An 8,628-nucleotide genomic window follows, 5' to 3' on the forward strand; every position below is an offset into this window, starting at 1 on the left:
CTCGCTCCCCAGGGAGTTCCGGTTACCCCCGGGGCTTACCCGAGATACCTTTTCACTTTCTCAAGAAAGACCGGCACCGAGATCGGCTTGGCGAGGTAGTCCTCGCACCCGCCCGCCCGAATGCGTTCCTCGTCGGACTTCATGGCGAAGGCGGTCACCGCGATGACGGGGATGTGGGAAACTTCGGGGTCGGCCTTCAGCTCGCTCGTCACCTCGAGGCCGGACTTGCCGGGCAGCTGAATGTCCATGAGCACGAGGTCGGGCTGGTGGGCCTTGACCAAGGACAACGCATCGTTGCCGTTGTCGGTCTGCACGACGCGGTAGCCCTGCGTCTCGAGCAGATCGTTGAAGAGCTTCATGTTGAGCTCGTTGTCCTCTACGATGAGGACGGTCTTGCCCGGACTAGTTTGAGACGACATGCCCACATCCAACCGTATCGCGCCGCGATGACTCCGCGGCGCTTCCGTTCGGCCGCATATCTTCAAATAGAGGACTTAGGTTAAGCCGGCGTTGACCGTAACCCCATGGATCGAGACCTCGGCATATGCCGCGATTGCGACTGGTTCGGCGAGGCGTCCCCTCGCTGTCCTCAATGCGATTCCGTTCGGGTTCTCAAGCACGACGAGCTCGGCACGCTCGGAATCGCCCATCTCGATTGCGACGCCTTCTTCGCCGCGATCGAGAAACGGGACGACCCGGACCTTGCCGACAAGCCGGTCGTGATCGGCGGTGGGCGGCGCGGCGTGGTCTCGACGGCCTGCTACGTGGCGCGGACCTACGGCGTGCGCTCGGCCATGCCGATGTTCCAGGCGCTGAGGCTCTGCCCGGACGCCACGATCGTGCGCCCCCGCTTCGAAGCCTACCGCGAGGCCGCGCATCAGATACGCCAACTGATGACGGCGCTCACGCCTCTCATCCAGCCCGTATCGATCGACGAGGCCTATCTCGACCTTCGCGGCACGGCTCGCCTGCACGGCCGCCCGCCGGCCGCCTCGCTCGCGCGACTGGTGCGCAAGATCAGCGATGAGGTCGGCATCGACGTCTCCATTGGGCTCAGCCACAACAAGTTCCTCGCCAAGACCGCGTCGGACCTCGACAAGCCGCGGGGCTTCGCGATCATCGGCAAAGCCGAGACGGAGGACTTCCTTCGCGGTCAGCCGCCGAGCTTCGTCCGGGGCGTCGGGACCTCCTTCGCGGGCAAGCTCGAACGGGACGGCTTCCGAACCCTAGCCGACGTGCAGGCCGCCGGCCCCCGCGCCATGGCAGACCGTTACGGCGAAGCGGGCCTTCGCCTCTACCGCCTCTCCTTCGGCCGCGACGACCGCCCCGTGACGCCGGAACGGGAGACCAAGAGCATCTCGTCCGAAACGACGTTCGGCGAGGACGTGGGCGACCGCGACGCGCTCGAGGACCGTCTCTACGCGATGGCCCAGAAGACCGCGCGGCGCGCGAAGGAGAAGGGGTTCGCCGGACGGGTCGTGACGCTCAAGCTCAAGACGTCCGACTTCAAGCTCCTGACCCGTCGGCGCACGCTCGGCGTTCATACCAACCTCGCCCGCGTGCTCTACGACGAAGGCGTCAGCCTCCTGCGCGAAGAGGTTCCGAGCCGGGCCTCGCGCAGAACCTTTCGCCTGATCGGCCTTGGGCTTTCGGACCTCACCCTTGCCGAGGCGATGACGCGGGACTTCGCCTACCCCGAAGCCCACCGGAAGATCGGCTCGCAGGAAGCCGCGCTCGATGCGCTGCGCGCGCGGTTCGGCGACGAGGCGATCGGTACGCTAAGGGACGCCCGACTACGAAAACCGAGGAGCCCGTCATGACCGCCATCGAAGTCCGCTTGGAAGAGCTGGGTCTCGCGCTGCCCTCGCCCGCCGCGCCCGTCGCCGCCTACGTTCCCGCGGTCGAGGCGGGCGGCCTCCTCATGGTCTCGGGTCAGCTTCCCTTTCGCGACGGCGCGGTGATGACCGGTCACCTCGGAGAACGCGTCAGCGTCTCGGAGGGCGCAGAGGCCGCGAAGGCTTGCGCGCTGATGATCCTCGCGCAGGCAAAGGCGGCGGTCGGGTTCGAACGGATCGCCCGTTGCGTCCGGCTCGAAGGGTTCGTGGCCTGCACGCCGGACTTCACCGACCACCCGAAGGTCATCAACGGCGCGTCCGAGTTGATGCAGGACGTGCTCGGCGAGGCGGGACGCCACGCCCGCTTCGCGGTCGGCGCGCCCTCCCTACCCTTGGGCGCTTGCGTCGAGATCGGCGCCGTCTTCGCGCTTAAGTAGGGCGACGATCTCCTCGGCGGCGCGCGCCGCCGCGTCGCCGCTGCCGACGAGCCGCGGCAGGACGCGGCGGAAGGCCGAGAGCTGTCGGCGCCGCGCCTCGTCGTCCGTGAGAAGGCGCACGACGTCGGCACGGAGTTGCTCGGGCGTGCAGTCCTCCTGCAATCGCTCGGGCACGACGCGCTCGCCCGCGGCGATGTTGAGGATCGTCACCGTATCGGTGATCAGGATCCGCCGCGCCCAGGCGGCGGTCAGGCGTCCGACCTTGTACCCGACCACCATGGGCACGCCGCAAAGAGCGAGTTCCGTCGTCACCGTGCCCGAAGCCGCCAGGGCCGCCTCGGCGGCTTCGAACGCGTCGAAGCGCTCGGCGGCGGGAACGATCAGCGCTTCGTTCGTCCAACGGGCACAGGCGGACCGCACTTCGGCCTCGACGGCCGGAGCGGCGACCACGACGATTCGGGTCCCCGGAACTTCCTTCGAGACGCCGTCCACGGCGTCGCCGAACGTCGGCATCAGTCGCTCGACTTCGCTCCGGCGGCTTCCGGGCAAGACGGCCAGCAAACGCTCCTCCCCCAGCCCGTGCCGCGCGCGGAAGGCGTCACCGGACCGCGGCGTCTTGGCGACGGCTTGGAAGTTCGGGTTGCCGACGAAGGCCGCCCTGCCCCCCTCTGCCTCGAAGAGGGGCGGCTCGAAGGGCAAGAGGGTGAGGATGAGGTCGAAGAGCGAGGCGGCGGTGGCGGCCCGCTCCGGCCGCGACGCCCAGACCTGCGGCGCTGCGAGCTTAACGAGCCTTGTGGAAGGCGATGCGCGCTTGATGCGGGGCGCGGCCAGCCGGGAGAAGCCCCAGGCATCGATCAGGACCGCCGCCTCCGGGGCTTCTTCGCGTGCGATCTTGGCGAGCCGGCCTGCGGCGGCGAGCGCCGCGGGAACGGCGCGGACCGCATCGCCGAGGCCCATCACGCTCAACGCCCGCACGTCGAAGGCGCTGTCGAGACCCTCCGCCCGCATCGCGTCCCCGCCGCACCCGACGAAGCGCGGCGGAACGGGAAGCGCGCCACGCAGCGCGCGCATCAGGTCGGCGCCCATCGCGTCGGCGGAAGGTTCGACCGCGCTCAAGAGGAAGGTGCGCGCCATGTTTCAGCCGAGGTCCGCCGCCGTAAAGCCGTAGAGGAACAAGCCCGCCTCGTCGGCGGCGCTGACCACCGCTTCCCGGTCGACGATGAGCGCGGCCCCCGCCTCCACCGCCACACCGGCGAGGTGAGCCGCCTTCGCGCCCTCGATCGTGCGCACGCCAACGGTCGGCAGGTCCACACGGCGCTCCTGCGTCGGCTTGGGGCGCTTCACGAGCACGCCGCGGCGAGGCGGCCCGTCGCCACCCCCTGCGCCCAGCAGGTCGGCGGGGAGACCGGCGCAGCGGGTGAGCATGGCGTCGGTCCCCTCCGCCGCCTCGACCGCGAGGACGAACCCGTCCCGAACCACGACGCCCTGCCCCACGTCGAAGGGGCCGAGCGCGTCTATCAACGCGGCGCCCTTGGCAACGTCGCGCAGCGCCGCCGCGTCCGGGGCGTAGGCGCCGAGCGATCCCTCGCCGGCCGCGAGGGTGGCGGCCACCTCTTCGGCGCCGAGAACGGCGAAGCCTTCCGCCTCGAAGGTCTCGACGAGGACGCCTAGCAGCGCGCCGTCCCCCTGGCGCGCCGCGGCGACCAGCTTCGGCAGGAGCGCGGCGCCGCGCCAGTCCGGCTTGAGGCCGGCGAAGTTCGGCCTTCGGACGGTTCCCGCCATGACGACGGCATCGCACTCTGCGGCGCGGAGCATCTTCAGGAGACGGCCGAACTCGGCGATGCCGCACTCGGCGCCGTCATAGCCTTCGGTCGCAGCGTCTGCGTAGCCGCGCAGGCGGAAGACGGCGAAGGGTGCGCCGGTGGCGCGGCACGCATCGGCCAGGCGAGCGGGCAGCGCACCGCCCCCCGCGACGATGCCGAGCTTGCGCCAGCGCCGCGCGGTCATGGCGCTCACCGCGCCGGCAGGCAGAGGGGCCGCTTGTCGTCGGCCTGCATGAAGGCGAGGATCGCCATCACCTCGGGCACTTCGCCGTAGAGCTTCGCCGCGTCGTCGATCCGCTCTTCCAGCGTGCCTTCGGGCGCGAACAGAAGGCGGTAGGCGCCTCGGATCGCGTGGATCGTCGGCCGCGACAGGCCCCGCCGCTTCATGCCGACGAGGTTCAGCCCTTCGAGGTGCGCGTGGTTTCCGAAGACCGTCCCGTACGGAATCACGTCCTTGGTCACGATCGCGCCGCCGCCCACGAAGCTGTACGGACCGATGCGGCTGAACTGGTGCACGGCGCAGAGGCCGGACAGGAAGGCGTAGTCGCCGACCTCGACATGCCCGCCGAGGGTCGCGTTGTTCGCCATGATGACGTGGTCGCCCAAGACGCAGTCATGCGCGACGTGGGCGCCGACCATGTAGAGGCCGTCATCGCCCACCACCGTCTCGCCGTGCCCCTGCACCGTGCCGGGATGCATAGTGACGTGCTCGCGGATCTGGTTGCGCGCGCCGATCCTGAGCCTCGTCGGCTCGCCCTTGTAGCCGAGGTGCTGCGGCGGCGAGCCGAGGACCGCGAAGGGGTAGATCTCGGTGCCTTCGCCCACCGTCGTATGGCCGAGCACGGTGGCGTGCGGATGAAGGTTCACGCCGTCTTCGAGGACGACGTTCGCGCCGACGTGACAGAAGGGCGCGACCTCCACGCCCTCTCCGATCTTCGCGCCGTCCTCGACGATGGCGCGCGGATGGACGCTCATCACCGGGGCTCCGTCAGCATCGCGCCGAAGGCGGCCTCCGCGACGAGCTTGCCGTCGACCGTCGCCTTCGCCTCGTACTTCCACACGGGCGGGCGGCGGTTGGTGACGGTGACGCGGATGCGCAGCTGATCGCCGGGCACGACGGGCCTGCGGAACTTCGCCTTCTCGACCCCCATGAAGAGGACGATCTTGTTCTCGGTATCCACCTCGTCGGCATAGGCGGTATAGGCCGCCGCCGTCTGCGCCATCGCCTCGACGATGAGGACGCCCGGCATGACCGGCATCTCGGGGAAGTGGCCGATGAAGAACGGCTCGTTGATGGTGACGTTCTTGATTCCCGTCGCCCCGGCGGTCCTGTCGATCTCGACGATCCTATCCACGAGCAACATGGGGTAGCGGTGCGGAAGGATCCGCTTGATCGCCGTCACGTCGAGATCGGCCAGCCCCTCGGCGGTCTCGGTCATATCTTCACTCACGTCTTCGGTCCTTTCGCCAGCCGCGACAGGGTCGCGACTTCCCTCAACCACCGCTTTGCCGGACGCGCCGGCACCCCGCCCCAGCGCTCGCCTGCGGGCACGTCGTTCATCACACCCGCCCCCGCCATGACGACCGCCCCGGCACCGATCTCGATGTGATCGGCGAGTCCGGCCTTGCCGCCGAGCATCGCGCCGTCGCCGATCGTGACGGAGCCCGAAAGTCCGGTCTGGCTTGCGATCAGGACGCCCTGCCCCAGGCGGCAGTTGTGCGCGACCTGGCAGAGGTTGTCGATCTTCGTTCCGTTCCCGACGACCGTGTCGCCGAGGGCGCCTCTATCGATGCAGCTGTTGGCGCCGACGTCTACCGCGTCGCCGATCAGCACCCGGCCGAGCTGCGGCATCGTCACTGCCCCCGTCGGCCCCGGGACATAGCCGAAGCCCGGCTCGCCGATCCGTACGCCGGCGAGGATGGCGCACCGCTCGCCAATGACGGCATGTGTGATGGTGGCGTGGCTTCCGATGCGCGATCCTGCCCCGACGACGACGCCCGGCCCGATGAAGGCGAAGGGGCCGATCACGACGTCCTCACCGATCTCGGCGCCGGGTCCGATCACTGCCGAGGGCGCGATCTCCGCCGAGGGCGCGATCCTGGCGTCGGGCGCGATGCCGGCGGGCGGCGGTCCGATCTCGAGGTGGCTCGCATGCAACGCGGTCGCGAGGCGCGCGAAGCCTAGCTTGGGCGTCTTCGTGATCGCGATCGCCGCGGTCGGAAACGCATCGGCCGCCGCGTCGGCTGCGGCATCCGTCACGAGGCACAAGGTGGGTGTGCCGGACGCAGGCGACGCCGCGCGCGCCGTCTCGACGAACACCACGCTCCCAACCGCTGCACCGGTAAGGGACGAGACGTGATCGACCGCGCCTTCGCCCCCGCGGCGGAGCGTGGCGTCCGCCGCGGCGCAGGCCGCCGCCACACTGAGCGGCGGGGCGGTGGTGAAGAAGCGGGAATCTGGCGCGCTCATGCTCTTGGTTAAGCCCGGTTCGGCGCAAAGAAAAAGGCCGGACCCGAAGGTCCGGCCTCGTTTTCGGCGACGTGTGGTGGGTTAGTTCGCTTGACCTTGGGCCTGCGCGGCGCGCGCTTGGGCGAGCAGGTCGGGCTTGGTGACCGTGATCGTCGTGACCGTCCGGTCGAGGTCCTGGATCAACTCCGCGGTGATGTCCGCGTCGTCGTCGAGCCAGGCGACGTCCGAACGCCGCACGACGACCTTCGCCCGCCGCTTGCGGGCGATCTCGGCGACGAGCGGCTCGATACGCTTCGAGAGGTCCGCGAGGGCGGCGGCTTCGGCCTGAGCGACCTCGGCTTGGCGAAGCTGCTGGAACCGTTGCACGTTCTGCGAAGCGACCGCGAGGCCCTGCATCCGTTTGTTGAGGTCTTCCTTGCTCATCGAGTCCTTGGACGCGTCGAGTGCCTGGCCTTCGGCCTGAACCTTCTGCGCTTGGGCCTGGACCTCGCCGCCGGCGCTCTGCGCGAGCGCCTCGACTTGGCTGGCGATCGACTGGCCGGCCTTCGAGTCGGCGATCAGGCGGTTCTGATCGATGACGAGCACGTCCATCTTCTGCGCCAGGGCGGCGGTGGGAAGGACGAGGAGGCCGAGAGCGGCGACGAGGCCGCCGAGGATTGGTGAGATACGCATTCTTGTTCCCCCTGAATCGGGTCTGCTTGCCGGGCTTCTAGCTCACGCGTTCGCGACGCGGCGTTAAAAACCGTTAGAGTGCCGGGCGGTTAAAACTGGGTCCCCGCTGAGAAGCGGAAGAACTGGGTCTCGTCATAGTCTTCGCTCTTGATCGGCTCGGCGATGTCGAACTGGACGGGGCCGAACGGCGAGTTCCAGTTGATCGAGATGCCGGCGGTCGCACGAAGGGAGAAGTCGTCCTGAACGGGCGCATCGCAGAACCCGTCGCCGTTGAAGTCCACGGCGCAATCGACCTCTCCATCAGGGCCGATCACCCCATAGTTGCGCAGGTCCTGGTTGATGATCTTATCGTTCTCGTCGACGATCCCCACCGAACCGAAGTCGGTGAAGAGCGCCGCGCGGATGCCGTACTGCTCCGGCAGCGGGACCGGGATCGCCAATTCGAGCGTCCCGATCGCTTGCGCCTTGGCCCCGATTGCCCGGCCGTAAGTGTCGGGGTTCTGCACCGTAGCGATGCTGGTTGCGGCGCCCGGCGCGAAGTACCGCGGCCCAACGCCGGCCACGTCGAAGCCGCGGAAGCCACGGTTGCCGCCCGCGAAGAAGCGGTCGTTGAGGCGGACGTCGTCACCGCCAAAGCCGTCGATGTAGCCCAAATTGACCTTGAACGCGCCGACGAGATCGAAGGGCAACGGCTTGTAGATCGCGCCGCGCGCCTGGGTGCGCAGGTACTGCACGTCGCCGCCCGCGCCCGCGAAGGTCTGGCCGAGGGAGACGTAGAAACCGCTCGACGGCTGGAAGGGATCGTTCACCCGGTTCAGCGACAGCGAGTAGCCGACCTGGCTGGAGAGGTACTCGCCGACGCTGTCGCAGGTCGGGTCCTGGGAACCGGCCGTCAAATCGCAGATGTCGACCGTGCCGTCCGCGTCGACCTCCGCGCCCGGCACCAGCACGTCGATGCCGTTGCGATAGGTCCGCCGGCGGTCGAACTGAATGTCGTCGTTCCTGAGCTGGTAGCTCAGGTTCAAGCGGCCGAAGTCGGAGACGGGGAAGCCCACGTTCAGGCCGCCGCCGATCGAGTCCGCGGTGTAGCCCGCCTCGCGGAAGTCGACCTGGTTCGCGAAGACCGAGAAGCCCGCCAGCAGGTTGCGGCCCAAGAAGCGCGGCTCGGTGAAGCGCACCTGCGCCCGCCGGGTCCGCGAGGACGCCTGAAGGTCGAGCAGGAGGTACTGCCCCTTGCCGAGCAGGTTCCGCTCTTCGAGCTGCGCGTTGATGATGAAGTTGTCGGAAGAGCTGAGACCGCCGCCGATCTGGAAGCTGCCGGTGGATTGTTCGGTCACGTCGACGTCGAGGATCGTGCGGTCCGGGGCGGAGCCCGGAAGCTCTTGGATCGA

At 68.9% G+C, this 8,628-nt stretch carries 10 protein-coding genes; 2 read left to right on the top strand and 8 right to left on the bottom strand.

Annotated elements, in window-relative coordinates:
- Positions 1-35: 35 nt before the first annotated feature.
- Positions 36-419, bottom strand: a complete 384-nt coding sequence (locus GGQ59_RS09535; protein WP_183817916.1) for a response regulator — start codon at positions 417-419, stop codon at positions 36-38.
- A 105-nt stretch (positions 420-524) separates the two neighbouring features.
- Between GGQ59_RS09535 and GGQ59_RS09540 the strand changes: the two genes are divergently transcribed.
- Both GGQ59_RS09540 and GGQ59_RS09545 read left to right on the top strand, forming a co-directional pair.
- Complete coding sequence (locus GGQ59_RS09540; RefSeq protein WP_183817918.1) at positions 525-1,820, top strand: DNA polymerase IV; 1,296 nt, start codon at positions 525-527, stop codon at positions 1,818-1,820.
- Positions 1,817-2,272, top strand: a complete 456-nt coding sequence (locus GGQ59_RS09545) for a RidA family protein (RefSeq protein ID WP_183817920.1) — start codon at positions 1,817-1,819, stop codon at positions 2,270-2,272. Before GGQ59_RS09540 ends, GGQ59_RS09545 begins: the two co-directional genes overlap by 4 nt.
- Here the strand turns inward: GGQ59_RS09545 and lpxB are convergent.
- The 7 genes from lpxB to GGQ59_RS09580 form a co-directional block, all read right to left on the bottom strand.
- Positions 2,222-3,406, bottom strand: coding sequence for a lipid-A-disaccharide synthase (lpxB, locus tag GGQ59_RS09550; RefSeq protein WP_183817922.1), 1,185 nt, complete (start codon positions 3,404-3,406; stop codon positions 2,222-2,224). The genes GGQ59_RS09545 and lpxB overlap by 51 nt on opposite strands.
- Positions 3,407-3,409: 3 nt before the next feature.
- Positions 3,410-4,279 (bottom strand): LpxI family protein, encoded by an 870-nt coding sequence (locus GGQ59_RS09555; RefSeq protein ID WP_183817924.1) that lies wholly within the window; start codon positions 4,277-4,279, stop codon positions 3,410-3,412.
- Between the two features lie 5 nt (positions 4,280-4,284).
- Positions 4,285-5,070, bottom strand: a complete 786-nt coding sequence (gene lpxA, locus GGQ59_RS09560; protein ID WP_183817926.1) for an acyl-ACP--UDP-N-acetylglucosamine O-acyltransferase — start codon at positions 5,068-5,070, stop codon at positions 4,285-4,287.
- Positions 5,070-5,546 carry a 3-hydroxyacyl-ACP dehydratase FabZ gene (gene fabZ, locus GGQ59_RS09565; protein WP_425511355.1) on the bottom strand — a complete coding sequence of 159 codons (477 nt, stop codon included), beginning with the start codon at positions 5,544-5,546 and terminating at the stop codon, positions 5,070-5,072. The genes lpxA and fabZ overlap by 1 nt, the downstream gene beginning before the upstream one ends.
- Positions 5,543-6,565: a UDP-3-O-(3-hydroxymyristoyl)glucosamine N-acyltransferase gene (gene lpxD / locus GGQ59_RS09570; RefSeq protein ID WP_183817928.1), complete on the bottom strand. Its 1,023-nt coding sequence runs from the start codon at positions 6,563-6,565 to the stop codon at positions 5,543-5,545. The genes fabZ and lpxD overlap by 4 nt, the downstream gene beginning before the upstream one ends.
- Positions 6,566-6,646: 81 nt before the next feature.
- Entirely contained in the window at positions 6,647-7,237 is a 591-nt protein-coding gene (locus tag GGQ59_RS09575) for an OmpH/Skp family outer membrane protein (protein WP_183817930.1), read from the bottom strand.
- A gap of 89 nt (positions 7,238-7,326) precedes the next feature.
- Positions 7,327-8,628, bottom strand: a 1,302-nt coding sequence (locus tag GGQ59_RS09580; RefSeq protein WP_183817932.1) for a BamA/TamA family outer membrane protein, incomplete at its 5' end; no start/stop codon positions are given.

The sequence above is a fragment of the Parvularcula dongshanensis genome (genome assembly GCF_014199615.1).
Lineage (GTDB): Bacteria > Pseudomonadota > Alphaproteobacteria > Caulobacterales > Parvularculaceae > Parvularcula > Parvularcula dongshanensis.